This window comes from Streptomyces sp. NPDC048111 (assembly GCF_043202815.1).
Lineage (GTDB): Bacteria > Actinomycetota > Actinomycetes > Streptomycetales > Streptomycetaceae > Streptomyces.
In genome coordinates, this window is record NZ_JBIDBD010000015.1 from 11,951 (window position 1) to 37,590 (window position 25,640).

Consider the following 25,640-nt stretch of genomic DNA (forward strand, 5'->3'; position numbering starts at 1 on the left):
TGTTGAGTCGGTTGACGCAAAGCCAGAGCACTCTCGGGAGCGCATATGCACATCAGGGGCGACCACGTCGAGCTGGTCGTCGGGGGCCGCCTCGACGTCCGCAGCGCGGCGGACGCCCGTACGGTCCTGCACTCGGCGGTCGACGACGGAGCCGGTGACCTGGTGCTCGACCTCACCGAACTCGACTCGTGGGACGCCACGGGCCTCGGCGTGATCATGGGCGCCCACCGCCGTGCCGGACGGTGCGGCCGGCGCCTCGTGCTGCGCGGCGTACCGCCCCAGATGCAGCGCCTCCTGGTGGCCACCCGGCTGCACCGCATCCTCGCCATCGAGGGCGGCATCATCGCCGAGGCCCTGCCGCGCGTCTAGGCGCCGGCCCCGGAACCGCCGGAGGGCCGCACCGGGGGCCGGAGTCGTCGTTGTCGTGACTTGGCCGCGGGAATCGGACTCCGCACCCAATCCTCACGAGACTGTGACGTCTTGGGCGGGGCGGCACCCCGCCTGTTCGTAGATACTGTGCGGAGTCTAGGGTTCGGCTTCCCGCCGATCGACGAACCCACACGGCGGGCACCGGACCAGAAGCGACAGCGAAGAGCGAAGTGTGCAAGGGCCGGGAGGGGCAATCCTTACGCACCACGCATCTGGGGGGCTTTCACCATGGACCCGATGAACCGGGGACCGGAAGAGTTCAACCATGCCGACGACCCGGTCGGCGTTGCGGGCGCACACACGGAAACCGGCGGCGGGGCACCGCGCCCCGCGCGGGACAGGGAGCCCGTCACCCCCGACTTCGGACCGCGCGCGGCCGGACTCGCCCGGACCGTCCAGCTCGTCGCCGGCGACTTCCTGCTGACGGTCAATCCGGTCGACGGCAGCGAGATCGAGAACTGCCCGCCGGGCGAGATACCCGGCCGGCCCCAACGCCGAAGCCCCGCCGAGCGCGCCGAGGCCGAGCGCGCCGCCCGGCCGCCGCTGCCGCCCAACCTGATGCCCCTGGCCCCCGTCCTGCTGGAACGGCAGGACGAACGCGCCCAACTGGTACGGCTGCTCGGCCGGGGCCGCTCCGTGCGGCTCACCGGGCCCGCGGGCTCCGGGCGCAGCGCCCTGCTCGACGCGGTCGCCGGCGACTGCGCCGAACTCGCCCCCGACGGCGTCGTCCGCCTCTCGGGGTACCGCCGCACCCCCACCGAGCTGCTCCACGAGCTGTACGCCACGGTGTTCCACACCCCGCTGCACCGGCCCGACCGGGCGACGCTCCTCGACCGCGTCCACGACATCGGCGCCGTGGTCGTCCTCGACGACCTCGAATTCGGCGGAGCCACCCTCGAAGAGCTCCTGCTGGCCACGCCCGAGTGCGCCTACGTCCTGGGCGCCACCCCCGACGTCCCGGCCCCGCACCCCGATTCGCACGTCGAAGAGGTCCTCCTCGCCGGACTCGGCCGCAGCGCCACGCTGGAACTCCTGGAACAGGCGGTCGACCGGCCCCTGACCGACGAGGAGGCCAACTGGGCGGGTGACCTCTGGTTCGAGTCCGAGGGCCTGCCGCTGCGCTTCGTCCAGGCCGGGGCCCTGCTGCGCCAGCGCGACCGGCTGCGCGGCGAGGTCAACTCCCTCGACGCGTACGGTTTTCCGGTGGACGAGCCCGCCGAGGCCTCGGTCTTCACGGGTGAGGGCCGCGAGGTCCCGCTGCCCACGCTCGGGGAGGGTGCGGCCCCCGCGGCGCTGCTCGCCTCGCGGCTGGGCGAGGCCGCCCGTGACACCCTGCGCTTCGCGGTCGCACTCGGCGGCGAGGTGCCGCACCAGGCGCACCTGCCCGCCCTGATCGGCGACACCCACGCGGACGCGGCGCTCGGTGAACTCCTCGACAGCGGCCTGCTGTCCCCGGTCGGCTCCCGCTACCGACTGGCCGCGGGCGTCCTCACCCAGCTGGAGGGCGCCGGGTACGGCGAGGGCGCGGGGGAGCGCGCCCACACCGCGGCCCGGCACTACACCTGGTGGACCGGCCACCCCTCGGTCACCCCCGAGCGGGCCGCGGCCGAGGCCGACGCGGTGCTGGCCGCGATGAGCGCGCTCGTACCGGGCGAGGACGACGAACACCCCGCCGCCGCCGTCGAACTGGCCCGCACCGCCGCACCCGCCTTCGCCGCGGGCCTGCACTGGGGGGCCTGGGAGCGGAGCCTGCGCATCGGGTCCGAGGCGGCCCGGCTGACCGGCGAGGTGGCCGAAGAGGCGTACTGCCACCACGAGTTGGGTGTACTGGCTCTGTGCAACGGCGGCCTCGACCGGGCCCGCGCCGAGCTGGAGGCCTCCATCGGGCTGCGCGGCGCGCTCGCCGACAAGCGCGGCACCGTCGCCGGGCGCCGGGCGCTCGCGCTCGTCGAGGACCGCGCGGGCGGGCTCTCCCCGGCCGTGCGCGCCCCCGTGGGCGATGAGCTGCCCGGAGCCCGCCACGAGGACGCCAAGGCGCCGCCCGGTGGGGTGCCCTCCGCCGTGGTGACCGCTCAACTCCCCGATTCCGGCGGGGCGTTGGTCACCCGCCGGGACACCCCGGTCGGGGGCGCCATGCCGCAGGCCCGGCGCCGCACCGTGTTCGGCGGCGCCCGGCGCAACCTTGTCGCGGCCGGCGCAGGCGCCTTCCTCGCCGCGGTGCTCGGCACCGTGGTCACGCTCGGCGCGACCTCCCACCACAACGACGACGGCGGCCAGGACGGCGGCGTCCAGCAGCGGCAGTCCGCCGACGACGGCGGGTCCAGCGAGGGCGCCGACGCCGACCCCGACAACCCCGGCGGCACCACCGACCCGGGCGACAGCAAGGCCGGCCGGCCGTCGAGCCCGGTCAGACCCGGCACCAGCGGTACGCCCGGCGTCTCCGGACGGCCGAGCCCCGGCACCAGCGGCTCCCCGAGTGCAACGGGCCACCCGTCCTCGGGAGCCTCGTCGCCGGGCAGCACGACGAAGCCGACGGGCACGCCGTCGGGGAAGCCCACTCCTTCAGGCAAGCCCACTCCTTCGGGCAAGCCCTCGCAGCCGACGAAGCCGCCCACGGAGACACCCACCGGCTCTTCCTCGGCCTCCCCCTCGACCCCCGCCGGCACCGGAGGCACCGGGAGCACCGGCCCGCCGCCGTCCACCAAGGCGCCGCCACCCCCGAGCACCGCCCCCGCCTCCTCGACGTCCACCGCGTCCGCCCGATCCACGCGGCCGGAGACGCCGACCCCGGCGGGCGACCACTGACAGCAGGACCAGGACAGTTGAGTACACGAGAAGGGGCCCGCAGCACTCTGCGGGCCCCTTCTCGTACGTGCCGGATCGGCCGTGCCGCCGGCCCCCGTACCGTCAGAACAGCCGGAGCTTGTCGTCCTCGATGCCGCGCAGGGCGTTGTAGTCGAGGACCACGCAGCCGATGCCCCGGTCGGTGGCGAGCACCCGGGCCTGGGGCTTGATCTCCTGAGCCGCGAAGACGCCCTGGACCGGGGCGAGGTGCGGGTCGCGGTTGAGCAGTTCCAGGTAGCGGGTCAGCTGCTCGACGCCGTCGATCTCGCCGCGCCGCTTGATCTCGATCGCGACCGTCTTCCCGTCACCGTCACGGCACAGGATGTCCACCGGGCCGATGGCCGTCGGGTATTCGCGCCGGATCAGGGTGTAGCCCTCGCCGAGGGTTTCGATGCGGTCGGCGAGCAGCTCCTGGAGGTGCGCTTCCACGCCGTCCTTGATCAGGCCGGGGTCCACGCCGAGTTCGTGGGAGGAGTCGTGGATGACCTCCTCCATCGTGATGATGAGCTTCTCGCCCGCCTTGTTGATGACGGTCCAGACGCCCGCGTCGTCCCCCGTGCCCTCCTTGAGGGTGCAGGGCGGCGACATCCAGTTGAGGGGCTTGTAGGCCCGGTCGTCGGCGTGGATGGAGACGCTGCCGTCCGCCTTCACCAGGATGAGGCGGGGGGCGGAGGGCAGGTGGGCGGTGAGCCGGCCCGCGTAGTCGACGGAGCAGCGGGCGATGACGAGACGCATGGGGCGCAACGCTACTCGACTCTCCCCGCCGAACGCGATTCGCCCTGGAGTGCACTGTTCGTTATTGGCCGGTTATGTGCCAAGTACCTGCCATGGGCCGTACATCGCGCCTACCGTGGAAGCGGGAGGTTGTCGGTCGCGCACGCTGCGTTGTCGGGAGAGACGGCCGTCACGCTCCCCTTCCCTGCCCGTAAGGCCCCGCTCCCCGGGGTCGCGAGAGGAGAAACCATGTCGCTCGACGTCTCACCGGCCCTACTCGAACAGGCCGAGCGAGGCGAGGTCGACGAAGCCGCCTTCGTCGACTGCGTCCGGACCTCCCTGCCCTACGCGTGGGAGATGATCAGCTCTCTGGTGGCCCAGCTGAAGGTCGACGGCGGTACGTTCGCCGACAACCAGACGCCACCGCCGGACGAGCAGGCCCGCGGCCAGCTGCTGCGTGCCCTGGCGAGTGACGCCATACGCGGTGCGCTCCAGCGGCACTTCGGTGTCCGTCTGGCGTTCCAGAACTGCCACCGTGTCGCGGTGTTCCCTCTGGACCCCTCATCCGATGAGCGGCTCGCCCGCTTCACCTCGATCCGGGGTCAGCTGCTCAACCAGTCTCCGGAGCTTCGGGACTGCTGACGCCTTCGCTGCCGCTCCGCGTCGCGGGAGGTGCAACTGACGCGGGGCGGCGGTCACTTGGAGCCATCACCCCGTTCGACCCGTCCGGTACGCCGTACGCCGGCTACGTCAGAAGGGGCAGCACCTCCGTACCGAGACGGCGTACGTTCTCCTCGGTCGCCGCCAGGTCGCCCGAGCCCTCGACCAGCAGGGCGAAGCGGGTGATGCCGGTGCGCTCGGCCGTGGCCGCGAGCCGGTCGGCGGCGAGGCGCGGGGTGCCCACCGGGTGCAGACCGCACAGCAGCCCGGTGTACGCCACCGGGTCGCGCATCGAGCGGTGGCGGCCGTCGACCGTCACATGGGCGTCAAGCCCCTGCTTCAGCCAGCCCGGCATCGACTTCAGCAAGGTCTCGGCGGCCTCCGCCCGGCGGTCGGCGATCTGTGCGACGCCCGCCGAGACGTGGCCCGCTGCGGCGATCCTGTCCGGCGTGTGGCCCGCGGCCCGCGCCTCCCTGCGCCACAGTGCGACCATCTCCGCCTTGTCCTCGTCGCCGCAGTGCATCCCGAGCAGCATCGGGAGCCCGCGCTCGGCGGCCAGCTTCACGCTCTTGGGCGAGGTGCACGCCACGATCACCTCGGGGCAGGCGTCCCCGGGATCGCCGTCCAGGATCTCGGCGGGCCGGGGCACGACCGGGACCTCGCGAAAGCTGAATCGTTCCCCCGCACCCGCCACGCGGGGCTCGCGGAGCCAGCGCAGGAGCAGGTCGAGCGATTCGGGGAAGCCCTGCTCGTACGCCTTCAGGCCCGAGCCGAACACCTCCAGGTCGACCCAGGGGCCGCCGCGGCCCACCCCGAGGGTGAACCGCCCGCCCGAGGTCAGGTGCAGCAGAGCGGCCTGCTCGCCGAGCGCCACCGGGTGCGCGGTGGGCAGCACGGACACGGCGGTGCCGACCCTGATCCGTCGTGTGCGGCCGAGCAATAACGCCGCCAGCGTCACGGCGGACGGGCACACGCCGTACGGTACGAAGTGGTGTTCGGCCAGCCACACCGCGTCGAGCCCGGCCTCCTCGGCCACCTCGGCGGACCTGACCGCGCGATGGAGCGTTTCTCCCTGCCCCTGGCCCGGAAACTGGGCCGCCAGTACAAAAGTTCCGACACGCATCGCCTTCTGCCTCCTTGCGGCCGACGCGGCTCTCCCCCTCTTACTGGCAAGAACGTCTGACAAGTGCCAAAGGCACGGCCCGCCGCCAACTTCTTGCGATTGTCCGCTAAGAGTCCCTCGAACGGGTGACGCCCGGCACCCGCTCCCCAGGCGGGTACCCGCCGTGCGGGGGCCTAGGCTGGAGCGAACCGTCCGCCCCGCCCCATGAGGTGTCTACGTGTCCCCGCGCCGCAACCGCCCCAAGGGCGGCGAGAAGCCGACCGAGTCCGAGAGCCGGACGGGCGGCGACCGATTCGGCGTCCAGGGCACCGAGTCCTGGCAGGGCGAGGAGTGGTCGGTGCGGCACGTGGCGGGAGCCAGCGCCGCGGGCAAGCGCTACCGCTGCCCCGGCTGCGACCAGGAGATCCCCTCCGGCGCCCCGCACCTGGTGGCCTGGCCCGAGTACGGCGGCGTGGACGAGCGCCGGCACTGGCACAAGGCCTGCTGGAACGCGAAGGACCGCCGCACCACGCGGGTGCAGCGGTCCAGGAACGCGCCGCGGTACTGAGGCCTTCCCGGCCCCGTCCCGCCGCAACGGCCTTACACGTCGCGGGACTTGAGCGCCAGGAACGCCCCGCCGAGCGCGACGGCGGTGATCGCGGTCATGATCCACAGCGGCTCCCAGCCGCTCGGGCCGCTGTCCGAGACGGTGGCGCCGTAGAAGGCCCCGAGCTGGCTCGGGATCGAGTACTCCATGAGGAACTGGCGCACCCCGCTCAGCGATTCGGTGAACATGAACAGGGCCAGCACCAGCGGGAGCAGCACCAGACCGATCATGATCGTGATCGACCCGGCCGAGTGCCGGATCAGCGCGCCCACCGCGAGCGAGAGCAGCCCGACCATGGCCACGTAGAGGCCCACGCCCACCGTCGCGCGCAGCCACTCGCCGCCGGTCGGCGCGGTCGCGTTCGACACCAGCGCGGTCTGCGCGACGGCGACCAGGGCCGTGGTGACCGTCACGATCACGAACGCGAGCAGGAAGAACACCACCGACTTGGCCGCCAGGATCCGCCCGCGGCTCGGGCAGGCCGTCAGCGTCGTACGGATCATGCCGGTGCCGTACTCGGAGGCGATGGTCAGGACGCCGAGCGTGATCACGCAGATCAGCCCGAGCAGCACCCCGTAGAAGCCGAGCACGAGGACCGGGGTGTCGCCCATGTCGGGATCGCTGGCCCGCACCACGAACCCGGCGAGCAGGCCGAGGCCGAGCAGGAGCACGACCAGGACGCCCAGCGTCCACATCGTGGAGCGCACCGAGCGGATCTTGGTCCACTCGGAGGCGAGCGCGTCACCGAAGGTCGCCCGGCGCAGCGCGATCGGCGAGGTGTACGTACCTAGCTGCGGGCCCGGCGCCTGCGGGAAGGGCGGCTGCTGCTGCTGGTAGGGGGTGGTCATCGGCTGTCCTCGGGCTTGGTCGGGGCGGCAGGCGCGGCCGGGGCCTGCGGAACCGGGGGAGCGGCGGGGGGCTGCGGGGCCTGCTGCACCGGGGGCTGCGGGGCCTGCGGTGCCGGGGCTTGCGGGGCCTGGGCCTGCGGTGCCTGGGCCTGCGCCTGCGGTGCCGGCGGCTGCTGGGCCTGCGGCTGCTGGGCCGGGGCCTGCGCGGGCGCCGCGTACGGGTTCTGGCCGGGCGGCGGCGGGGCGTACCAGCCCTGCTGCGGGACGTCGGGGACGACCTGCGGCGGCGCGTACCCGGGCGGTACGACGGGCTGCAGGCCCGCCTTCTGGTCGTCCGTCGAGCGGTAGTCGACCGCGCCCTGCGTCATCCGCATGTACGCCTCCTCCAAGGAGGCCTGGTGCGGGGAGAGCTCCCAGAGGCGTACGTCCGCCTCGTGGGCCACGTCGCTGATGCGGGGCAGGGCCAGGCCCGTCACGCGCAGCGCGCCGTCCGGCTCGGGCAGCACCTGGCCGCCCGCCTCGGTCAGGGCGGCCGTCAGCTTCTCGCGCTGGGCGGGCTCCGTGCCGGGCGTACGCACCCGCGCGAAGTCGGCGGAGTTGTGCGAGATGAAGGCCGTGACGCTCATGTCGGCCAGCAACTGACCGCGGCCGATCACGATCAGGTGCTCGGCGGTCAGCGCCATCTCGCTCATCAGGTGCGAGGAGACGAACACGGTGCGGCCCTCGGCGGCGAGCTGCTTCATCAGGTTGCGCACCCACAGGATGCCCTCGGGGTCGAGCCCGTTGACCGGCTCGTCGAAGAGCAGCACCTGGGGGTCGCCGAGCAGCGCGGCGGCGATGCCGAGCCGCTGGCCCATGCCGAGCGAGAACCCCTTGGAGCGCTGCTTGGCGACCTCCTGGAGGCCCACCACGCCGAGCACCTCGTCCACCCGGCGGGCCGGGATGCCGGAGAGCTGGGCGAGCGAGAGCAGGTGGTTGCGGGCGCTGCGGCCGCCGTGCACCGCCTTGGCGTCGAGCAGCGCACCGACCTGGCGCGGGGCGTTGGGCAGGTCGCGGAACGGGTGCCCGCCGATCGTCACGCGCCCCGCGGTCGGCTGGTCGAGGCCGAGGATCATGCGCATGGTGGTGGACTTGCCGGAGCCGTTGGGCCCCAGGAATCCGGTGACCGTGCCCGGTCGTACCTGAAAGGAAAGGTTGTGCACGGCCGTCTTGGCGCCGTAGCGCTTCGTCAGGCCGACTGCCTCGATCATTCTCCAGCCCCATCGACGGTTTGGGTCGTCGGGGCGGTGTCCGGCGCTCGGCCGGCATGCCCCCGTATGAGTGAGGAGCTTATCCAGGCCTTTACGGTTCCGGCCAAGCCGTCACAGCTGTCACGCCGTGACCAGCGGACTCAGGCGTCCCGGTGCTTCAGGACGAGGTAGCCGCCCGCGAGCGCCGCGACCACCCACAGCGCCATGATCCCGAGGCCGCCCCAGGGCCCGTACGGCGCCGGGTCGCTGTTCATGGCGTCCGGGACCACCTGCATGATCTGCGAGCCGGCCCGGTCGGGGAAGTAGCGGGCCACGCTCTTGGCGCCCGGCACCGCCGAGAGGATCTGCGAGATCAGGAAGAAGAACGGCATCAGGATGCCGAGCGACAGCATCGAGCTGCGCAGCATCGCGGCCACGCCCATCGAGAACAGCGCGATCAGCGCCATGTAGAGCCCCGCCCCGATCACCGCGCGCAGCACGTTCGGCGCGCCGATGGTGGTGCGGTGCGGGCCCAGCAGCGCCTGCCCCAGGAAGAAGGACAGGAAGCTGGTGGCCATGCCGACCACCAGCGCGAGCAGGGTGGCCACGGCGAGCTTGGAGAACAGGAAGGTGGCGCGCCGGGGCACCGCGGCGAGCGAGGAGCGGATCATGCCCGAGCTGTACTCGGTGCCGACGACCAGGACGCCGAAGACGACCATCGCCAGCTGCCCCAGGATCATCCCGGAGAAGCTGATGAACGTCGGGTCGAAGGTCAGCTTCTCGGCCGGCTTGAGGTCGTCGAACTGCGTCTTCATCAGCGCGCACAGCGCCGCGCTGATCGCCACCGTGACGATCAGGGCGCAGGCCAGCGTCCAGGTCGTCGAGGAGACCGTACGGATCTTGGTCCACTCGGACTTGAGGACCGCGGGTACCGATGCCATCGCTCAGACCCCCTCGTCCTGGCCGGACGCGCCCCACCGGGGCGCGGAGCCGCCGCCTCCCCAGGCGGGCGGCGGCGCGGCCGGCGGTCCGCCGGGCGTGGTGGCGCCGTGTGCGTGGTACTCGACCGAACCTGCCGTCATCTGCATGAACGCCTCTTCCAGGGAGGCCTGTTGGCCGGAGAGTTCGTGCAGGACGAGCTGGTGCTGGGCGGCCAGTTCACCGAGCGCCTCGATCCTGCCGTTGTCGACCTCGATGGCGCCGTCCCCGGTCTGCACGAAGGGGACGCCGGCCTGTCCGAGCACGTCCAGGAGCCGCTCCCACTGCGGTGAGCGCAGCCGGACGAAACTCCGCGAGTTCTGCCGGATGAAATCGGCCATCGATGTATCGGCGAGCAGTCGGCCCTGTCCGATAACGATCAAGTGGTCCGCGGTGAGCGCCATTTCACTCATCAGATGGGACGAAACGAAGATCGTCCGCCCTTCGGCCGCGAGCTGCTTCATCAGATTGCGGATCCAGTGAATTCCCTCGGGGTCCAGACCATTGACGGGTTCGTCGAACATCAGGATCTCGGGATCGCCGAGCAGTGCCGAGGCGATTCCCAGACGCTGTCCCATACCGAGCGAGAAGCCCTTGGCCTTCTTGTTCGCCACCGCGGTCAGACCGACCGTGTCGAGCACCTCGGAGACCCGCGCCGCCGGAATCCGGTTGGACTGCGCCAGGCACAGCAGGTTGTTGTACGCGGTGCGGCCGCCGTGCATCGCCTTGGCGTCGAGCAGCGCCCCGATGTACTTCAGCGGCTCGGCCAGCTCGCGGTAGTGCTTGCCGTCGATGCGTACGGTACCGCTGGTCGGGTTGTCGAGATCGAGCAGCATGCGCATGGTCGTCGACTTGCCGGCCCCGTTCGGGCCCAGGAACCCGGTCACCACGCCCGGTCTGACCTGGAAGGACAGCTGGTCGACGGCGACCTTGTTGCCGTAGCGCTTGGTGAGGCCCTCAAGCTCGATCATGCGGCTACGCTAAATGCGGACAAAGCCCCCCGCCACCGGAGTGGCAGGGGGCTTCGTGGTGCCGGTCGCAGCCCACGGGGGAGGGGCTGCGGCGACTAGCGGGACTGCTGGGCCGGAACGCCGCGCGAGACGGGCTCGTCGTCGACCGGGGAGCCGGCGGCGGCCACGGCCGCACCGGTCAGCGTCGCGAGCATCTCGCGGACGTTGGTCAGCTGCGCGTTGATCGAGTCGCGGCGGTTGGTGAGCGCCGCCAGCTCGCGCTCGGATTCCGAACGGATGCGGTCCGCCTTGGCGTTGGCGTCGGCCACGATGTCCTCGGCCTGGCGCTGCGCCGTCTCCACCGTCTGGCGCGCCCGGCGCTCCGCGTCCGTACGCAGCTTCTCGGCCTCCAGGCGCAGCTGCTCCGCGCGGTGCTCGATCTCCGCGAGGCGCTTCTCGGCCTTGGCCTGACGCGACGCCAGGTCGCGCTCGGACTGCTCGCGGCGCTTGGCGAGGTTCGTCTCGAAGTCCGCGGCGGCCTGGGCGGCCTTGGCGCGGGTCTCCTCGAAGAGCGCGTCCGCCTCCTCGCGCTTGGACTGCGCGTCCTTCTGCGCCTCGGAACGGAGCTGAGAGGCGTCACCCTTCGCCTTCTCGACGATCCGGACGCCCTCGTCTTCGGCCTTCGCCTTGCGCTCGGAGGCGAACGACTCGGCGTCGTTGCGCACCTGCTGGGCGGCCGACTCGGCGAGCTCACGGTGCTGTTCGGCGGCCCGGCGGGCCTCCTCGCGCAGGTCCTTCGCCTCTTCCTCGGCGAGCCGCAGGATCTTCTCGACCCGCGCGCCGAGACCCGCGTACGACGGCTCCGCGTCGTTCACCTGGGCCTGGGCGTTCTGCGTTTCGAGGTGGAGCTCCTCGATGCGCTTTTCCAGAGAAGTGATCCGTGCCAGAGCACTGTCACGGTCGGCGACGAGCTTGGTAATGCGGTCATCCACCTGACCGCGGTCGTAACCACGCCGCACGAGCTCGAAGCCGAAGGGGGAGGAAGTGTCGCTCATGGGGTTCCTGTCGAATGAGACCGGTGAGGTGATAGGGGGAATCCTAGGGGCCCGAGCGGCGTGTCATCGAGTGGATGCCGGTTTGATCTGGAGAATGTCCAGCCTTTTGAGTGGCTAGCCCTCCGAAGACTTGCCACTCGAACGGGTCGCCCCGGCCGTGGCACCCGCCTTGACACCCGCGGACGAGCCGCCGCCCGAAGCGGATTTACCACCCGAGGCCGGCGCCTCGAATGATTCCAACGCCTCAAGTACGTCCTGGACACGGGAGATCTCGGCATTGATGTCCTGCCGGCGCCGGACCAGGACGTCGAGTTCACGCTTGCCCTCCTCGACCGTACGGCGCGCCTCGGCAGCCGCCTCGTCGCGCAGCGCGGTGGCCTCGCGGACCAGTTCGGCCTTCTTGGTCTCGGCCTCCTTGAGCAGCGCCTCCGCCTTCTTGACGGCGGCGATACGCACCTTGCCCGCCTCGGAGTTGGCGTCCGACACCAGCTGCTTGGCCTTGGCCTCCGCCTCGGTGGCCTGCTCGGTCGCGGCCTTCACCAGCTTGTCGACCCGCTCGCCCGCCGTCTTCATCTGCTCGGCGCTCTCACGGCGGGCCCGCTCGTGCAGCTCCTCGATCTCCGCCTCGGTACGCGCCCGCACCTCCTCGGTGCGCTCCCTTATGGCGGTGGCGTCCGCGCGGGCACCGGCGAGCAGCTCGTCCGCGTCCGTACGGGCCTTCTCCACCAGGGAGTTGCCCTCGACCGTCGACTCCGCGACGATCCGCTCGGCCTCCTTGCGGGCCGCGCCCACCATCGTGTCGGCCTGCTCCTCGGCCTCGGTGGCGGCGCGCAGCGCCTCCTCCTGGGCCTTGTTGACGAGCTGGTCCGCCTGCTCGGCCGCGTCCGCGCGCCGCTTGGCCGCGGCCGTACGTGCCTCGTCGAGCAGCCGGTCGGCCTCCTCGCGGGCCTCGGCACGGGTCTGCTCGGCGGCCTCGTCGGCGCGGGCGCGGTTCTTCTCAGCCTCGGCCCGCATCCGCTCGGCCGCCTGCTGCGCGGAGCCCACCGTCTCGGCGGCCTCGGCGCGCAGCCGCTCGGCCTCGCCGCTCGCCTCCGTGATGAGCTGGTCGGCCTGGGTCGCGGCGTCGCTGCGGCGCTTGTCGGCGGCGCCGCGGGCCTCGTCGAGCAGCCGCTCGGCCTCGGCGCGGGCCTCGCTTATCGTCTGCTCGGCCTCGGCAGCGGCCGCGCCGAGCGTGGAGCCCGCGTCGGAGCGCGCCTCGGTGGTGACCAACTCGGCATACGCGTTCGCCTCGTTGGTGGTGCGCTCGGCCTCCATCCGCGCCTGGCCGGTGACCCGCTCGGCCTCCTCGCGGGCGGCCGTGGTGACCTGCTCGGCCTCGGCGAGCGCGGCAGTGGTGACCCGCTCGGCTTCCTCGCGCGCCTCGGCGCGCAGCGCGTCGGCCTCGGCCTGGCCCTCGACCCGTACCTGCCGGGCCTCGGTGACCAGACGCTCCGCCTCGGCCGTCGACTCGGCGGCGAGCCGCTCGGCCTCCGCCGTTGCCTCGGTGACCAGACGGTCGGCCTGGCTCGCGGCGTCGGACCTGATCCGGTTGGCGTCCTCGCGCGCCTCGGCCCGGGTGCGGGCCGCGTCCTGCTCGGAGGAGGCCAGCGCGTCGGAGGCCTCGGTCCGCATCCGCTGCGCGTACTCGGAAGCGTCCGAACGGGCCTTCTCCGCCTCGGCCATGGCGTCCGTGACGGTCCGCTCGGCCAGCTCCCTCGCGGCCTCGGACTCCTCCTGGGCGCGGGCCCGAACCCGGCTCGCGTCCTCGCCGGCCCGCTCCCGCTCGGCGTGCGCGTCGGCGCGGACCCGGTCCGCCTCCTGCTGCGCCTCCGTCGTGGTGCGCTCGGCGGCGTGCTCGGCGGCGCTGCGCAGACCCGCGATCTCCTGCTCGGCCTCCTCGCGGAGCCCGGCCACCGAATCCCGTACGTCCTTGGCGGTCTGCTCGGCCGTCGACACCAGTTCGGTGGCGCGCCGGTCGGCCTCCTCGCCGAGCCGCTGCGCCTCGGCCTGCGCCTCCTCGACGCGCTTGCGCGCGGAGGCGAGCAGCTCCTCGCTCTGCTCCCGCGCCTGCGCGCGCTCCGAATCGGCTTCCCCGCGCGCCGAGTTGAGGGTCTCCTCGGCCTCGCGGCGGCGCCGGGTGGCCTCTTCCTGGGCGGCGGCCAGCGCCTCGGCGGCCTCGGCCCCGACCCGCTCGGCGGCGGCCGCGGCCTCCGTGCGCATACGGTCGGCGGCGTCCTGCGCCTCGGACTTGAGCCGCTCCGCCTCCGCCGCCGCCTCGGCGCGCAGCCGCGAGGCGGCGTTCTCCGCCTCGGCGCGGGCGGTCGAGGCATCGGACGCGGCCTCGGTGCGCAGCCGCTCGGCCTCCTGCTCGGCCTGCGCCTGGAGCGTACGGACACGCTCGGCGGCCTCGGTGCGGATCCGCTCGCTCTCCTCGGCGGCCTCGCGCCGGATGCGCTCGCCCTCGGCCCGGGCGTCGGCGAGGGCCTGCTCGGCGGCGGCGTGGCGCTGCTCGGCCTCGGTGTGCAGACGGGTCAGCTCGGCCGCGGCCTCGGCCTGGCGGGCCGCTATCGCCCGCTCGGTCTCCTCGCGCAGCTGGGCGGCGGCGCGCTCGGCGTCCGTCGTGGTCTGCCCGGCCTGCTCCTCGGCCTCCGCGCGCATCCGCTCGGCCTCGGCGCGGGTGCGCTCCAGGGTCTCCTCGGCCTGCCTGCGCAGCGTGTTGGCCCGCTCGACCGCTTCGTTGCGCACGCGCTCGGACTCGTTGCCGGCGGTGGTGCGCAGCTCCTCGGCATCGGCCTTCGCCTTGGCGAGCAGCTCCTCGGCGGTGCTGGCCGCCTCCTCGATCTGCTGGACGGCCTCGCGCCGCGCCTCGCCCCGGATCCGCTCGCCCTCGGCGACCGCCTCGGCGCGCAGCTGCTCGGCCTCGCCGCGCAGCCGGCGGGCCTCCTCCTGGAGCTCGACCGTCTTGGCCCGGTACTCCTTGGTGTCGTCCTTGGCCGCGCCCTTGAGCTCGTCGGCCTGCTCGGCCGCCTCGCCGCGCAGCCGCTCGGCCTCGGCCTCCGCCTCGCGCCGGATGCGCTCGGCCTCCTCGGACGCCTTGCGCGTGGTCTCCTGCGCGTTCTCGGACGCCTTGGTGAGGACCTCCTCGGCGGTGCGCGCGGCCTTCGCGAGCTGGGCCGCGGCATCCTCGGCCGCGCTGGTGCGGGCGGTCTCGGCGGCCTCGGTGCGCAGCCGTTCGGCCTCCGCCCTGGCGTCCGCGAGCGCCTGCTCGGCCTCGGCCTTGAGGGTCTCGGACTCCTTGGTGGCCTCCGCTACCAAGCGTGCGATCTCGGTCTTCGCGGTCCTGGTGCGCTGCTCGTTGGCGGACTCGGCGCTCGCGACCTGCTTGGCCGCGGCCTCCTTCGCCTCGGTGACGGCCCGTTCGGCCTCGGCCCGCGCCTCGCGCAGCGCGGCCTCCGCCTCCTGCATCCGCTGTTCGGCGGCGCGGCTCAGCTCGGCGGCCTGCTGGCGCGCCTGGTCGGCCTCGGCGGTGGTGGACGTCCGCAGCTGCTCCGCATGGGAGGTGGCCTCCTGGGCCTGTGCGGAGGCCGCGTTCAGGAGCCGCTCGGCGTCCTTGCGGGCGCGCAGCAGCGTCGCCTCCGCCTCGGCGCGGGCCGACTCGGCCTCGGTGCCCAGCCGTTGACGGGCCTCCTCGGCGATACGGGTGGCCTCCGCGCGGGCCGCGGCCAGGGACTGCTCGGCCTCCGCCCGGGACTCCTCCATGAGCCGGCGGGCCTGCGCCTCGGTACGGGCGCGCAGTTGCTCGGCCCAGGCCACGTTCTCGTTGACGTGCGACTCGACGGTGGCCCGGCGCTCGGCCAGCTCCTGGTCGAGGCGCTGGCGGCGGTTGACGGCCTCGGCGTGCAACTCGGCCTGCAGGCGCGCCTGGTGCTCGGCGTGCTCCTGGAGGATGCGCTGGGTCTGGGCGCGGGCGTCACGCAGTTCGCGCTCGGCGTCCGTGCGCAGCTGCTCGGCCTGCATCTGGGCGTTGCGCAGCAGCTGTTCGGCCTGGTAGCCGACGTTCGCCGTGTCGTAGGCGGGACGGGTCGCGAGATTGCGGCGCGCCTCGTGGAGCTTGGCGCGCAGCACTTCGACCTGGTAACCGAGATCCTCGGCGTGCTGAACGGCCTTCTCCCGCTCGGTCTTCAGCCGCTCCATCTCGGCCTCGAACCGCGAGAGGTGGTCGTCAGGCCGGTGGCTCTGGCTCTCCTGGCGTTCGTAGCCCCGCACTGCGCGGTCCCATCCGTCCCCTGGTCGCGAACACTGCCCGTACGAGCGCCGTCCGACCGCGAGTGACGGCGGACGGGCCCCCGGTGAATGGTGTCAGATCAAAACAGGGGCGTGGGTCCCAGGCCCCGACCCGACCCCGGCCCGGAACCGCCCACTGTACCGGGCCGGGAATCCGGAGGTCCGGCCTCCACTGTGTGGGCTCAGTGGGCGGACGCGTCGGTGGGTGCGGAAGTGACGAGTTCGGTGAGGACGCCGTGGCAGTCCTTGGGGTGAAGGAAGGTGATCTGCGAGCCCATCGAACCGGTGCGCGGCTGGTCGTAGAGGACGCGGACGCCCTTGTCGCGGATGGCCTCGGAGTCGGCGGTGACGTCCGCGGTGCCGAAGGCGATGTGGTGGACGCCCTCCCCGTTCTTGGCCAGCCACTTGCCCACCGCGGAGTCCTCGCGGGTCGGTTCGAGGAGCTGGAGGTAGGAGGCCCCGCCGTCGGAGGTCTCGTTGATCTTGAGCATGGCCTCGCGCACGCCCTGTTCTTCGTTGACCTCGGTGTGGAACACCTCGAATCCGTAGGTGGCACGGTAGAACTCGACGGTCCTGTCGAGGTCGAAACAGGCGATCCCGATGTGGTCGATTCGCGTCAGCATGCCTCCAGTGCAGCGCTCGCGGGGTGGTTACGCAACGTGCGCGCGATCACACCGGCTGCCCGGTGACGTGGGGCAGTACCGCTCAGTACATTCGAAGTAAACCCTCGTTCACACCTCACCTCCCAAGGGGCCGTGCCTCATGTCTGGAACGACCGGTACCACCTCAGTGATCGTCGCGGGCGCCCGTACGCCCATGGGCCGTCTGCTCGGCTCCCTCAAGTCCTTCTCCGGCGCCGACCTCGGCGGCTTCGCCATCAAGGCGGCCCTGGACCGGGCCGGCATCGGCGGTGACCAGGTGCAGTACGTGATCATGGGCCAGGTGCTCCAGGCCGGGGCCGGCCAGATCCCCGCGCGCCAGGCGGCCGTCAAGGCCGGCATCCCGATGAACGTCCCCGCGCTCACCATCAACAAGGTCTGCCTCTCGGGTCTGGACGCCATCGCGCTGGCCGACCAGCTGATCCGCGCCGGTGAGTTCGACATCGTGGTCGCGGGCGGCCAGGAGTCGATGACCAACGCCCCGCACCTGCTGCCCAAGTCCCGCGAGGGCTTCAAGTACGGCGCGATCGAGATGCTCGACGCCATGGCGTACGACGGTCTGACCGACTCCTTCGAGAACATCCCGATGGGCGAGTCCACCGAGAAGCACAACACCCGTCTCGGCATCGCCCGCGCCGCGCAGGACGAGATCGCCGCGGCCTCGCACCAGCGCGCCGCCGCCGCCCAGAAGAACGGCATCTTCGAGGCCGAGATCACCCCGGTCGAGATCCCGCAGCGCAAGGGCGAGCCGGTCCTGTTCGCCAAGGACGAGGGCGTGCGCGCCGACACCACCGTGGAGTCCCTCGGCAAGCTGCGCCCGGCCTTCACCAAGGACGGCACCATCACCGCCGGCACCTCCTCGCAGATCTCGGACGGCGCGGCCGCGGTCGTCGTCATGTCCAAGGCCAAGGCCGAGGAGCTGGGCCTGGAGTGGATCGCCGAGATCGGCGCCCACGGCAATGTCGCGGGCCCCGACAACTCGCTCCAGTCGCAGCCCTCGAACGCCATCCGGCACGCGGTCGGCAAGGAGGGCATCGCGGTCGAGGACCTCGACCTGATCGAGATCAACGAGGCCTTCGCGGCGGTCGCCGTGCAGTCGATGAAGGACCTCGGGGTGTCCCCGGAAAAGGTGAACGTCAACGGCGGCGCCATCGCGCTCGGCCACCCCATCGGCATGTCCGGCGCCCGCGTCGTCCTGCACCTCGCCCTCGAACTGAAGCGCCGCGGCGGCGGCGTGGGCGCGGCGGCCCTGTGCGGCGGCGGCGGCCAGGGCGACGCGCTCATCGTGCGCGTGCCCCGCTAGTCACGGCCCGGGCGGGCAGCCCCGGAAGCGATCCTCGACCCTATGGTGCGTACGCGACTGAACGGAGCGGCAATGGTGGACGTCCCCGAACTGGTGGCCCAGGCCCGGGAAGGCCGGCCCAGGGCCGTCGCCCGGCTGATCTCGCTGGTCGAGGGGGCGTCGCCGCAGCTGCGTGAGGTCATGGCGGCGCTGGCCCCGCTCGCGGGCAACGCGTACGTCGTGGGGCTGACGGGCTCGCCGGGTGTCGGCAAGTCGACATCCACCTCCGCGCTCGTCACCGCGTACCGCCGGGCCGGCAAGCGGGTCGGCGTGCTCGCCGTCGACCCGTCGTCGCCCTTCTCCGGCGGCGCCCTGCTCGGCGACCGGGTCCGGATGTCCGACCACGCCTCCGACCCCGGCGTCTACATCCGCTCGATGGCCACCCGGGGTCATCTGGGCGGCCTCGCCTGGGCCGCGCCCCAGGCGATCCGGGTGCTGGACGCGGCGGGCTGCGAGGTGATCCTGGTCGAGACGGTGGGTGTGGGCCAGTCCGAGGTGGAGATCGCCTCGCAGGCCGACACCTCGGTGGTGCTGCTCGCGCCCGGCATGGGCGACGGCATCCAGGCGGCCAAGGCCGGCATCCTCGAAATCGGCGACCTCTACGTCGTCAACAAGGCGGACCGGGACGGCGCCGACGCCACCGCCCGTGAGCTCAACCACATGCTGGGCCTTGGCGAATCGCGCGGCCCCGGCGACTGGCGCCCGCCCATCGTCAAGACGGTGGCGGCCCGTGGCGAGGGCATCGACGAGGTCCTCGAAGCCCTGGAGAAGCACCACGCGTGGATGGCCGAGCACGGCGTGCTCGCCGAGCGGCGCAGGGCCCGCGCGGCCCGCGAGGTCGAGACCATCGCGGTCACCGCGCTGCGCGAGCGCATCGGCTCCCTGCACGGCGACCAGCGCCTGGACGCCCTGGCCCAGCGCATCGTCGAGGGCGAGCTCGACCCGTACGCGGCGGCCGACGAACTGGTGGCCAGCCTGACCGAGACCGCCTAGCCACCAGATCCGTAGGCGGCGGCCGACGAACCGGCGGCGACGAAGCGGTGGCCGGCCTCACCCGGACCGCCCGGCCACCTCCACGACAGCCCCGGGAAAACCGCTGGTCCGGCGGGAACCGGGGCTGTTAGCGTGCGTGCCGTGTTCCTGCTCTGCGTCTAGGACCCGCCCCGGCGCCGCGGCCGGCCCCGAGGGGGCAGACGGCCCGCGGCCCGCTTCGGCGACCCCTTCCGCGCGCAGCCGTCAAGGAACACCCCCATGTCTTCGTCGTACGCAGCCGTCCTGCGCACCCCGCACGCCGCCCGCGCCTTCGGCTCGGCCCTTCTCGGGCGCCTCTCCTACGCGACCGTCCCGCTCGCCCTCGTCCTCGCCGTCCAGCAGGGCTCCGGCTCGTACCCGGTGGCAGGCACCGTGATGGCCCTGTTCGGCATCGGCGGGGTGCTGCTGTCACCTGCCCGCGCCGCCCTCGTGGACCGGTACGGTCCGCGCCGGGCCCTCGCGCCGATGGCCGCCCTGCACGGGGCGCTGCTCGGCGCGCTCGCCGCGGCCTGTCTGCTCGGCTCGTCCGGTGCGGTGCTCCTCGGCACCCTCGGCGTCGCCGCGGGAGCCTGCGTCCCGCCGCTCGGGCCCACCATGCGCGCCCTGTGGAGCGAGCTCCTCGCCGACCGGCGGATGCTGGAGCGCGCCTACAGCCTGGACGGCGTCTGCGAGGAACTCCTCTTCGTGAGCGGCCCGCTGGTGATCGGGGTGCTCGTCCAGTTCTGCCATCCCGCCGTCGGCGTGCTGGTCGGTGCCGGGCTGGTGATCGCGGGCACGCTCGCCCTGATCGCCTCACCCGCGGTGCGCGCGACCAAACCCGCGGCCGGCCGCGCCGAGGCTCCGCGCGGCGGGGTGCGGGCTCCCTGGCGGCCCGCCCTGGTGGCGGCCGGCGTGGGCCTCGGGCTCGGCGCCCTCGAACTCCTGGTCCTGGCGTTCGCCGACGAGCACGGCCGGGCGTCGGCCGCGCCCTGGCTGCTGGCCGCGCTCTCGGTGGGCAGCGCGGTGGGGGGCCTGGTCAACGGAGCCGTGCACTGGCGCCGCCCGGCCGCCGGACGGCTCGCCCTGTTCGCGGTCGGCCTCGCCGGGGCGCTCGCCCTTGCGGGATGCGCGCCCGGGCCGCTCGCGCTCGCCGGAAGCCTGGCCCTGGCCGGTCTCTTCGTCGCCCCGGCGCTCACCACGGCCTATCTGTACGCCGATGAACTCGCCGCGCCCGGAGCCCGCACCCGGGCCGGGGCCTGGGTCAACACCGCGGTGAACGCCGGGTGTTCGGGCGCCTCGGCAGGGGTGGGGATGCTCGTCGGACGGCTGCCGCTCGCGTGGTGCTTCGTGCTGGCGGGCGTACCCGCGCTGTGCTCCGCCCTCGCCGTCAGATCTTCCCGCGGTGTCCGCGCAGGTGGTCGGCGACCGGTCCGAGCGACTCGCGCAGATCGGCCAGCGCCTCGCTCGACAGCAGGTCGATGAAGTGGCGGCGTACGGAGGCCACGTGGTGCGGGGCGACCTTCTCCATGGTCGCCGCGCCCTGCTCGGTCAGGACGGCGAACAGGCCGCGCCGGTCGGACTCGCAGTTCTCGCGCCGCACCAGGCCCGCGTTCTCCATGCGGGTGATCTGGTGCGAGAGCCGGCTCTTGGACTGGAGGGTGGCGGCCGCGAGGTCGCTCATCCGCATCCGGGTGTCCGCCGACTCCGAGAGGTTCACCAGGATCTCGTAGTCGTTGTTGGTCAGGCCGAACGGCTGGAGGTCCTTCTCCATCTGGTAGGTCAGCATCCTGTTGACGTCCAGGTAGGTGCGCCAGGCGCACTGCTCGTCGTCGCTCAGCCAGTTCGTGGCCGTCTCGGTCTCCATATGTGGATTCTACCTAAGAAGTTGAATTCTGAACCAAGTTGGGGTGTGTGACGCCCCGCACGCGAGGTGAACGCGCCCCGCGCGCCCGCCGCCCCGAGGGGCTCAGGCGTTCGACGTCACACTCCGCAGACTACCGCTCACAGGCCGAAGCGACGCTGCAGGTCCCCCAGCTGGCCGGGAAGGCGCGGTACCGCGCCCGCCTGGCCGGGCCCGCCCTGGCCGCCGCCGGGCACCCCCGGCTCGCTCGCGACCTGCCCGGTCGCCTGCTCCTGCATCAGAACCTCGGTGGACTGGAGCAGAACCGTACCCGCCCCCACGAACTCGAACTGGTGCTCCTCGCCGGACGTACCGCCGAGGCCGGTCAGTGACCGGATTCCGCCCAGGACGCCCGTCATGTAGCCGTGGTCGTAGTGGTGGCAGGGCGAGGGGCAGTCCGCCCAGCCGACCAGCGCCTGCGGGTCCACCCGGATCGGCGGTTCCATGAAGACGACCGGCCCGTTGGAGGCCGCCACGAACTTCCCCGTGCCGATCAGCGTCAGGAAGCCCGGCACGATGGACTGCTTCAGGGCCAGCGTGGGCTGGTACGCGAGCAGGTTGCCGGAGCGGATCGTCAGGTTGCCGTCGTCCAGGTCGTAGCTGTTCACGTCGAAGGCGCGGTCCGCGAGCAGCATCTTGCCGCTGCCGTCCGCCACCACCCAGTCCGCCGCGTGCAGCGGCGAGTGGAAGCTGGTGCGCAGCAGCCGGTCGAGCCGGCCGTGCCCGATGCCGTTGAACTCGATGCGCCCGTAGTAGGCGATCATCTTGCCCTTCTGCAGGAACCACTGGCTCGACTTGAGCTCCACGCAGAACGTGTACTTGTTGACGTTGTCGTCGGTCGGCAGCGAGTGCGGATCGAAGATCACCGGGGCGGTCACAGCTTCTCCTCCGAGGCCTGCACGTACACCGCACCCTGGCCGGACAGTTCGAGCTGGAAGGCCTCGCCGGAGCCCCGGCCCACCATGTCGCGCCAGCCGAGCGCGGTCGAGAGCTTGTTGCGGACGTCGCCGTGGTGGGCGACATAGGCCTGCGGGTCGACGTGCACCGGGCGCTGCGGGGTGATCGGCAGCTCGATCACGCCGCCGTGCGCCATCACCGCGACCGCGCCGTGGCCCTTGAGGGTGGTGGTGAACAGGCCCTGCCCGGTCACCTGGCCGCGCACCATGCCCATGACCCCGCCCTGCGAGCCCAGGAACATGGTGCCCTGCTGGAGGGTGCCGTCGAAGGCGAGCAGCCGGTCGGCCTCGACGTACAGGGTGTCGCCCTGGAGGTTGATGACCTGGATGTGGTGGCCGCCGTGGCCGAAGAGCACGGTCCCGCTGCCGTCGACCGTCATGAGCGGTGTCGCCTCGTTGGCCACCCGGCGGCCGATCATCGACATCACGCCGCCCTGGCCGCCCTGGATGTTGGGCGTGAAGGACACCTCGCCCTTGTACGCGAGCATCGCGCCGCGCTGGCTGTACATCTTCTGGCCGGGGACCACGGTGGCTTCGACCATCTTGGAGTTGATCTCGCGGAACGGCATCAGACGTCCCCGCCGATCGTGTTGCGCTCGCTCGGCTGCACGTACACCAGGCCCTCGCCCTCGAACCGGATCTGGAAGGCCTCGCCGGAACCCTCGCCGATGAACGTGCGGAAGGTCACCCCGGACTGGAAGTGCTGCTGGAGGTTGCCCTGGTGCGCGATGTAGGCGCCCGGGTCGACCGACAGCGGGTACTGGGCGCTGACCCGCAGCACCACCGCCGGCCCGTCCGACATGATCGCGGCCTGGCCGTGGCCCTCGATCGTCGTGGTGAACAGGCCGTTGCCCTGGCTCGCGCCGCGCAGCCCGGTGAACGTGGTGCCCGTGCGCAGGCCCGCGTCGGTGGCGAGCAGATTGCTCGCCTCGACGAAGAGCTTGTCGCCGCTCAGGCTCACGAGGTTGATCTCGCTCGCGCGGTCGGCGAAGTAGCACGTGCCGTGCCCCTTCACCTCCATCACGGTCATCTGCTCGCCGGTCAGCCGGCGGGTCACCATGCCGCGCAGGCCCTCACCGCCGCCGGACATCTTCTTGAACGCCATCTGGCCGTCGTAGGCGACCATCGAGCCGTTCTTCGCTTTCACGGCATCGCCTGTCATGTCGACGGCGAGCACCTTGCTGCCCTGGAGTCGGAACATTGCCACGGCCCGACGTTAGCGGGCCGGGACCCGCCCCGACAGGGGCAAGGGGGCGATGTCAGAATGGGGAACGTTTGTGCACGCGTTCACAAAAGATCGCCGCCGGACGGTGGCCGCCAGCCGCCGAACGGTCGCCGCCAGACGATCACCGCAGCCCGCTCCCTCCCAGCGAAGGTGCCCCACCCGTGGACCTCAAAACAGCCTCCGCCCTGCACCGCCTCCGACTGATCTCGCTCCCCGAGGCCATCTCGTTCCCGATCCTGCTGGTGTGCTCCGTGCTCAAGCGCACCACCTCGTTCGACGGGGTCATGGTGATGGGCATGGTCCACGGCGTCCTGTTCACGCTGTACGTGCTGTTCTGGCTGGACGCCTGGAACCGCACCAAGTGGTCCCTGAAGACCGGCCTGCTCTACTTCGTGCTCGCCGTGCTGCCCTTCGGCGGCTTCTTCGCCGAGCGCAAGATCCGCCGCGAGCTGGACGACGCGGTGATCGCGACCCGCGCCCGCAAGGAAGGCGTGGTCAACGCATGATCGTCGCCTTCTCGGTCAGCCCGCTCGGTGTCGGCGAGGACGTGGGGGAGTACGTCGCCGACGCGGTGCGGGTGGTCCGCGAGTCGGGTCTGCCCAACCGCACGGACGCCATGTTCACGTCGATCGAGGGCGAGTGGGACGAGGTCATGGACGTCGTCAAGCGGGCCGTCGCCGCCGTCGAGGCCCGCTCCCACCGCGTCTCGCTCGTTCTGAAGGCGGACATCCGCCCCGGTGTCACCGACGGCCTGACCTCCAAGGTCGAGACGGTCGAGCGCCACCTGGCCGCCGAATAGCGGCCGCTTCCGTCAGGCACCGCCCAGAGCCCCCGGCCCGCCCCGGCCGGGGGCTCTCGCGCGTCCCGGGCCGTCCGATGCGCGTCCCGGGCCGTCCGTTGCGCGGCGCGGCCGGACGAAAACGCCGTCCACCGTAGAACCGCTCACTCGGAGTACTCCAGTCGACACGCCGGGCATTCTCCACTTTTGTGGGGATATCAACCCAGTTTGCCCCTGCTCGACGATCCGCTGGAGGGCACCGTGCGCCCGGAGGGCTACGACTACGACACCCACAGCCGGCTGGCCGGACCGCTCACCGAGCCGGGCCCCGCGCCCTACCGGGTGCAGTACCGCAGCCTGCTCTCCCAGGAGCCGCACCGCATACGCGCCGTCCTCCTGATGACCCTGGCGCCCGTACTCACCGGCCTGCTGCTCGTCTACCTGGTCTGGCCCACCCACTGGGTCGAGCGCGAGGGCGGCGACCGCTGGCTGGTGGACCTCGACATCGCGATGCTGGTCTCGATCGGCCTGATCGAGCTCTTCATGGTCGCCAACGTCGCCTCCGTCGCCCACGCCACGATGGTGGCCCGCGACCCCGTCCCGGTCACCCCCGAAGAGGGCACCCGGGTCGCCTTCCTCACCACGTACGTGCCCGGCAAGGAACCCATATCCATGGTGCGGGGCACCCTGGAGGCGGCCGTCCGGCTCACCCACACCGGCCCCCTGGACATCTGGCTCCTGGACGAGGGCGACGACGAACAGGCCCGCGCGCTCTGCGCCGAACTGGGCGTGCGGCACTTCACGCGCAAGGGCGTCCCGGAGTGGAACCGCAAGAAGGGCGCCCACAAGGCCCGCACCAAGCACGGCAACTACAACGCCTGGATCGCGATGCACGGCGGCGGCTACGACTTCTTCGCCTCCGTGGACACCGACCACGCCCCGCTCCCCAACTTCCTGGAGCGGATGATGGGTTACTTCCGCGACCCGGACGTCGCCTTCGTCGTCGGGCCGCAGGTGTACGGGAACTACGACTCGCCCGTCACCAAGGCCGCCGAGTCCCAGCAGTTCCTCTTCCACGCGCTGATCCAGCGGGCCGGCAACCGCTACCGCGCACCCATGTTCGTCGGCACCAACAACGTGGTGCGGCTGGCGGCGCTGCGGCAGATCGGCGGCCTGTACGACTCGATCACCGAGGACATGGCCACCGGCTTCGAACTGCACCGGCACCGCAACCCCAGGACCGGCAGGCACTGGCGCTCCGTGTACACCCCGGACGTGCTGGCCGTCGGCGAGGGCCCCGCCTCCTGGACCGACTTCTTCACCCAGCAGATGCGCTGGTCGCGCGGCACCTACGAGACGCTCGTCAAGCAGTACTGGAAGGCGCCGTTCACGATGCCGCCGGGACGACTGCTCTCATACACCCTGATGCTCGTCTACTACCCGATGACGGCCGTCAACTGGCTTCTGGGCATCGTGAGTTGCGTGCTCTTCCTCTGGTTCGGCGCCTCCGGGACCGAGGTCACCGCCTCGGTCTGGCTGATGCTCTACAGCGACGCCGCCGCGCTCCAGATCGGCCTCTACCTGTGGAACCGGCGGCACAACGTCTCGCCCCACGAACCCGAGGGCTCGGGCGGCCTGGCCGGGATGGGCATGTCCGCGCTCTCGGCGCCCATCTACCTCAAGTCGCTCGGCTCGGCCGTGCTGCGCACCCGCGGCCGCTTCGTCGTCACCCCCAAGGGCGGCCGGACCAGCCCGGACCGGCTGTGGACCTTCCGCATCCACCTGTTCTGGGCGGCCGTGCTCGCCGCGTCGCTCGGCGCCTCCGTGCACTACGGCCACACCCACGCCGCGATGCGCACCTGGGCGGTGCTCGCGCTGTGCATCGCGCTGGCCCCGGCCGCCATCTGGGCCGGCACCACCGTCCGCGAACGGGCCGCCGCCCGCGGCACCGCCAAGGCCACCGGGCGGGCGCCCAAGGCCACGGGCGAGGCGGAACCCGCCATCGCCACGACGACAGGAGGGAACTGAGC

Annotated in this window: 23 protein-coding genes; 10 read left to right on the forward strand and 13 right to left on the reverse strand. The window is 72.3% G+C overall.

Annotation, left to right across the window (positions count from 1 at the left end; genetic code table 11):
* Positions 1-45 precede the first annotated feature (45 nt).
* Together ACGF3I_RS22765 and ACGF3I_RS22770 are read left to right on the forward strand one after the other, a co-directional pair.
* Complete coding sequence (locus tag ACGF3I_RS22765; protein ID WP_393134760.1) at positions 46-369, forward strand: STAS domain-containing protein; 324 nt, start codon at positions 46-48, stop codon at positions 367-369.
* Between the two features lie 288 nt (positions 370-657).
* Positions 658-3,234, forward strand: coding sequence for an ATP-binding protein (locus ACGF3I_RS22770; RefSeq protein WP_393134762.1), 2,577 nt, complete (start codon positions 658-660; stop codon positions 3,232-3,234).
* Between the two features lie 102 nt (positions 3,235-3,336).
* Here ACGF3I_RS22770 and nucS read toward each other — a convergent pair whose 3' ends face one another.
* Positions 3,337-4,008, reverse strand: a complete 672-nt coding sequence (nucS, locus tag ACGF3I_RS22775) for an endonuclease NucS (protein WP_393134764.1) — start codon at positions 4,006-4,008, stop codon at positions 3,337-3,339.
* 228 nt (positions 4,009-4,236) lie between these two features.
* Between nucS and ACGF3I_RS22780 the strand changes: the two genes are divergently transcribed.
* Positions 4,237-4,629, forward strand: coding sequence for an SCO5389 family protein (locus ACGF3I_RS22780; RefSeq protein ID WP_120721356.1), 393 nt, complete (start codon positions 4,237-4,239; stop codon positions 4,627-4,629).
* 103 nt (positions 4,630-4,732) lie between these two features.
* Here ACGF3I_RS22780 and ACGF3I_RS22785 read toward each other — a convergent pair whose 3' ends face one another.
* The gene (locus ACGF3I_RS22785) at positions 4,733-5,770 is read right to left on the reverse strand and encodes an LLM class flavin-dependent oxidoreductase (RefSeq protein WP_393134766.1); all 1,038 of its coding nucleotides are present in this window, start codon (positions 5,768-5,770) and stop codon (positions 4,733-4,735) included.
* A 217-nt stretch (positions 5,771-5,987) separates the two neighbouring features.
* Between ACGF3I_RS22785 and ACGF3I_RS22790 the strand changes: the two genes are divergently transcribed.
* On the forward strand, positions 5,988-6,317 hold the full coding sequence (locus ACGF3I_RS22790) for an ATP/GTP-binding protein (RefSeq protein ID WP_393134768.1): 330 nt from the start codon (positions 5,988-5,990) through the stop codon (positions 6,315-6,317).
* Positions 6,318-6,349: 32 nt separating this feature from the next.
* Here the strand turns inward: ACGF3I_RS22790 and ACGF3I_RS22795 are convergent, their stop codons facing one another.
* The 7 genes from ACGF3I_RS22795 to mce form a co-directional block, all read right to left on the reverse strand.
* Entirely contained in the window at positions 6,350-7,204 is an 855-nt protein-coding gene (locus tag ACGF3I_RS22795; protein ID WP_393134770.1) for an ABC transporter permease, read from the reverse strand.
* Complete coding sequence (locus tag ACGF3I_RS22800; RefSeq protein ID WP_393134772.1) at positions 7,201-8,454, reverse strand: ABC transporter ATP-binding protein; 1,254 nt, start codon at positions 8,452-8,454, stop codon at positions 7,201-7,203. Before ACGF3I_RS22800 ends, ACGF3I_RS22795 begins: the two co-directional genes overlap by 4 nt.
* Before the next feature lie 140 nt (positions 8,455-8,594).
* Positions 8,595-9,374 carry an ABC transporter permease gene (locus tag ACGF3I_RS22805; RefSeq protein ID WP_393134775.1) on the reverse strand — a complete coding sequence of 260 codons (780 nt, stop codon included), beginning with the start codon at positions 9,372-9,374 and terminating at the stop codon, positions 8,595-8,597.
* Positions 9,375-9,377: 3 nt separating this feature from the next.
* On the reverse strand, positions 9,378-10,382 hold the full coding sequence (locus ACGF3I_RS22810; protein WP_393134777.1) for an ABC transporter ATP-binding protein: 1,005 nt from the start codon (positions 10,380-10,382) through the stop codon (positions 9,378-9,380).
* A 95-nt stretch (positions 10,383-10,477) separates the two neighbouring features.
* Entirely contained in the window at positions 10,478-11,416 is a 939-nt protein-coding gene (locus ACGF3I_RS22815) for a cellulose-binding protein (RefSeq protein ID WP_114038199.1), read from the reverse strand.
* Positions 11,417-11,530: 114 nt separating this feature from the next.
* On the reverse strand, positions 11,531-15,721 hold the full coding sequence (gene scy / locus ACGF3I_RS22820) for a polarized growth protein Scy (protein WP_393134780.1): 4,191 nt from the start codon (positions 15,719-15,721) through the stop codon (positions 11,531-11,533).
* 200 nt (positions 15,722-15,921) lie between these two features.
* On the reverse strand, positions 15,922-16,362 hold the full coding sequence (mce, locus tag ACGF3I_RS22825; protein WP_393134782.1) for a methylmalonyl-CoA epimerase: 441 nt from the start codon (positions 16,360-16,362) through the stop codon (positions 15,922-15,924).
* 139 nt (positions 16,363-16,501) lie between these two features.
* Between mce and ACGF3I_RS22830 the strand changes: the two genes are divergently transcribed.
* From ACGF3I_RS22830 to ACGF3I_RS22840, 3 genes are all read left to right on the forward strand, one after another.
* A complete protein-coding gene (locus tag ACGF3I_RS22830; protein ID WP_393134785.1) occupies positions 16,502-17,701 on the forward strand; it encodes an acetyl-CoA C-acetyltransferase in 1,200 nt (399 codons plus the stop codon).
* Positions 17,702-17,773: 72 nt separating this feature from the next.
* Positions 17,774-18,733, forward strand: coding sequence for a methylmalonyl Co-A mutase-associated GTPase MeaB (gene meaB, locus ACGF3I_RS22835; protein ID WP_393134975.1), 960 nt, complete (start codon positions 17,774-17,776; stop codon positions 18,731-18,733).
* A gap of 258 nt (positions 18,734-18,991) precedes the next feature.
* A complete protein-coding gene (locus ACGF3I_RS22840) occupies positions 18,992-20,233 on the forward strand; it encodes an MFS transporter (protein ID WP_393134786.1) in 1,242 nt (413 codons plus the stop codon).
* On the opposite strand, the gene ACGF3I_RS22845 is transcribed toward ACGF3I_RS22840, so the two are convergent.
* From ACGF3I_RS22845 to ACGF3I_RS22860, 4 genes are all read right to left on the reverse strand, one after another.
* Positions 20,139-20,615 carry a MarR family winged helix-turn-helix transcriptional regulator gene (locus ACGF3I_RS22845; RefSeq protein ID WP_393134788.1) on the reverse strand — a complete coding sequence of 159 codons (477 nt, stop codon included), beginning with the start codon at positions 20,613-20,615 and terminating at the stop codon, positions 20,139-20,141. The two genes, ACGF3I_RS22840 and ACGF3I_RS22845, sit on opposite strands and share 95 nt — an antisense overlap.
* Before the next feature lie 137 nt (positions 20,616-20,752).
* Positions 20,753-21,529 (reverse strand): AIM24 family protein, encoded by a 777-nt coding sequence (locus ACGF3I_RS22850; RefSeq protein ID WP_393134790.1) that lies wholly within the window; start codon positions 21,527-21,529, stop codon positions 20,753-20,755.
* Positions 21,526-22,176, reverse strand: a complete 651-nt coding sequence (locus ACGF3I_RS22855; RefSeq protein ID WP_393134792.1) for an AIM24 family protein — start codon at positions 22,174-22,176, stop codon at positions 21,526-21,528. The genes ACGF3I_RS22850 and ACGF3I_RS22855 overlap by 4 nt, the downstream gene beginning before the upstream one ends.
* A complete protein-coding gene (locus tag ACGF3I_RS22860; RefSeq protein WP_393134977.1) occupies positions 22,176-22,808 on the reverse strand; it encodes an AIM24 family protein in 633 nt (210 codons plus the stop codon). The genes ACGF3I_RS22855 and ACGF3I_RS22860 overlap by 1 nt, the downstream gene beginning before the upstream one ends.
* Positions 22,809-22,993: 185 nt before the next feature.
* Here ACGF3I_RS22860 and ACGF3I_RS22865 point away from each other — a divergent pair, with 185 nt between their 5' ends.
* The 3 genes from ACGF3I_RS22865 (at position 22,994) to ACGF3I_RS22875 (ending at position 25,638) form a co-directional block, all read left to right on the forward strand.
* A complete protein-coding gene (locus ACGF3I_RS22865) occupies positions 22,994-23,338 on the forward strand; it encodes a DUF3817 domain-containing protein (protein ID WP_393134794.1) in 345 nt (114 codons plus the stop codon).
* On the forward strand, positions 23,335-23,631 hold the full coding sequence (locus ACGF3I_RS22870) for an MTH1187 family thiamine-binding protein (protein ID WP_328309500.1): 297 nt from the start codon (positions 23,335-23,337) through the stop codon (positions 23,629-23,631). The genes ACGF3I_RS22865 and ACGF3I_RS22870 overlap by 4 nt, the downstream gene beginning before the upstream one ends.
* Positions 23,632-23,871: 240 nt before the next feature.
* Positions 23,872-25,638 carry a glycosyltransferase family 2 protein gene (locus ACGF3I_RS22875; RefSeq protein WP_393134979.1) on the forward strand — a complete coding sequence of 589 codons (1,767 nt, stop codon included), beginning with the start codon at positions 23,872-23,874 and terminating at the stop codon, positions 25,636-25,638.
* Positions 25,639-25,640: the final 2 nt, after the last annotated feature.

Bases quoted from the DNA above. Each gene is read 5' to 3' on its own strand.
- ACGF3I_RS22765 (WP_393134760.1), top strand. From the start codon at position 46: ATGCACATCAGGGGCGACCACGTCGAGCTGGTCGTCGGGGGCCGCCTC.
- ACGF3I_RS22770 (WP_393134762.1), top strand. From the start codon at position 658: ATGGACCCGATGAACCGGGGACCGGAAGAGTTCAACCATGCCGACGAC.
- nucS (WP_393134764.1), bottom strand. From the start codon at position 4,008: ATGCGTCTCGTCATCGCCCGCTGCTCCGTCGACTACGCGGGCCGGCTC.
- ACGF3I_RS22780 (WP_120721356.1), top strand. From the start codon at position 4,237: ATGTCGCTCGACGTCTCACCGGCCCTACTCGAACAGGCCGAGCGAGGC.
- ACGF3I_RS22785 (WP_393134766.1), bottom strand. From the start codon at position 5,770: ATGCGTGTCGGAACTTTTGTACTGGCGGCCCAGTTTCCGGGCCAGGGG.
- ACGF3I_RS22795 (WP_393134770.1), bottom strand. From the start codon at position 7,204: ATGACCACCCCCTACCAGCAGCAGCAGCCGCCCTTCCCGCAGGCGCCG.
- ACGF3I_RS22800 (WP_393134772.1), bottom strand. From the start codon at position 8,454: ATGATCGAGGCAGTCGGCCTGACGAAGCGCTACGGCGCCAAGACGGCC.
- ACGF3I_RS22805 (WP_393134775.1), bottom strand. From the start codon at position 9,374: ATGGCATCGGTACCCGCGGTCCTCAAGTCCGAGTGGACCAAGATCCGT.
- ACGF3I_RS22810 (WP_393134777.1), bottom strand. From the start codon at position 10,382: ATGATCGAGCTTGAGGGCCTCACCAAGCGCTACGGCAACAAGGTCGCC.
- ACGF3I_RS22815 (WP_114038199.1), bottom strand. From the start codon at position 11,416: ATGAGCGACACTTCCTCCCCCTTCGGCTTCGAGCTCGTGCGGCGTGGT.
- mce (WP_393134782.1), bottom strand. From the start codon at position 16,362: ATGCTGACGCGAATCGACCACATCGGGATCGCCTGTTTCGACCTCGAC.
- ACGF3I_RS22830 (WP_393134785.1), top strand. From the start codon at position 16,502: ATGTCTGGAACGACCGGTACCACCTCAGTGATCGTCGCGGGCGCCCGT.
- meaB (WP_393134975.1), top strand. From the start codon at position 17,774: ATGGTGGACGTCCCCGAACTGGTGGCCCAGGCCCGGGAAGGCCGGCCC.
- ACGF3I_RS22840 (WP_393134786.1), top strand. From the start codon at position 18,992: ATGTCTTCGTCGTACGCAGCCGTCCTGCGCACCCCGCACGCCGCCCGC.
- ACGF3I_RS22845 (WP_393134788.1), bottom strand. From the start codon at position 20,615: ATGGAGACCGAGACGGCCACGAACTGGCTGAGCGACGACGAGCAGTGC.
- ACGF3I_RS22855 (WP_393134792.1), bottom strand. From the start codon at position 22,176: ATGCCGTTCCGCGAGATCAACTCCAAGATGGTCGAAGCCACCGTGGTC.
- ACGF3I_RS22860 (WP_393134977.1), bottom strand. From the start codon at position 22,808: ATGTTCCGACTCCAGGGCAGCAAGGTGCTCGCCGTCGACATGACAGGC.
- ACGF3I_RS22870 (WP_328309500.1), top strand. From the start codon at position 23,335: ATGATCGTCGCCTTCTCGGTCAGCCCGCTCGGTGTCGGCGAGGACGTG.